General features: G+C 69.5%; 1 protein-coding gene and 1 pseudogene. One reads left to right on the top strand and one right to left on the bottom strand.

The window, feature by feature from the left end:
* A pseudogene (locus HX774_RS19330) lies at positions 1-126 on the bottom strand (polyphosphate kinase 2); the annotation flags it as partial.
* A 178-nt stretch (positions 127-304) separates the two neighbouring features.
* Here HX774_RS19330 and HX774_RS19325 point away from each other — a divergent pair.
* Positions 305-837 (top strand): extensin family protein (locus HX774_RS19325; RefSeq protein ID WP_370523755.1); only part of this gene is annotated, 533 nt, incomplete at its 3' end.

The raw sequence follows: 837 nt of genomic DNA, 5'->3' as shown, positions 1-837 counted from the left end.
GCCGGCGGCGTCGCGGCCCTCGAAGACGATGACGATCTTCATCCCCTGTTCGATGGCCCAGGCCTGGCTCTCGACCAGCTGAATCTGCAGGGCTTCGAGGGTGTCGGCGTAGCTGTCCTTGGCCATGGGGGCTCCTGGGTTGAACAGTGAAAGCCTGCGCTGAAATCGCCTTCACCGCCAGCCTTGCTGTGACGGTTTCGAGGATCATCCCAGGGATTGGCGCATTGGCTGGGAGATGAGTTCTCGATCCCAGCCCTCTGCGCCAGACAAGCCTACGCCTCTCGCCGATGTCTGGAGCGGGATCGTGACCCTGGGCTTGCTGGCCTGCGGGCTGTTCTTTCTGCTGGACGCCTGGGCGCCGCCGCGGGATCTGCCGTGGAAGCCGCTGGACCTGCGCCAGCCCATAGGCTGGGCCACCGCCGCCAAGGTCGCCCGCCTGGAGGTGGATGATCGGGCCTCGCCGGAACAGGTCGAGGCTCGCACGACCGCCTGTCTGGCCCTGCTGCGTCAGGCCGGGGTTCAGGTGCGGCGGGGGCAGGATCGCGACGACGGCGGCTTCTGCGTGGTGCGGGGCGCGGTGCGCCTGACCGGGGGCGAGATGACCCCGGTCAGTCCGAGCGGCCTGGCCATGCGCTGTCCGCTCGCGGTGCGTCACATCCTGTGGGACCGCCACGTGCTGCAACCCGCCGCCCGTGACGTCCTTGGGGCGGAGCCGGCGCGGATCGACAGCCTGGGGACCTATGCCTGCCGTCGCGTCTATGGCTCGCAGGATGAAGCGGCGCGGCCCAGCCAGCACGCGCGGGCCAACGCGATGGATGTGGCGGGGGTGCGGCTGAC

Origin of the sequence: Brevundimonas sp. P7753 (assembly GCF_013386595.1) — a bacterium.
Classification (GTDB): Bacteria; Pseudomonadota; Alphaproteobacteria; order Caulobacterales; family Caulobacteraceae; genus Brevundimonas; species Brevundimonas bullata.
The sequence above is the reverse complement of the archived record's forward strand: the minus strand, read 5'-3'. Positions and strand labels throughout refer to the sequence as shown.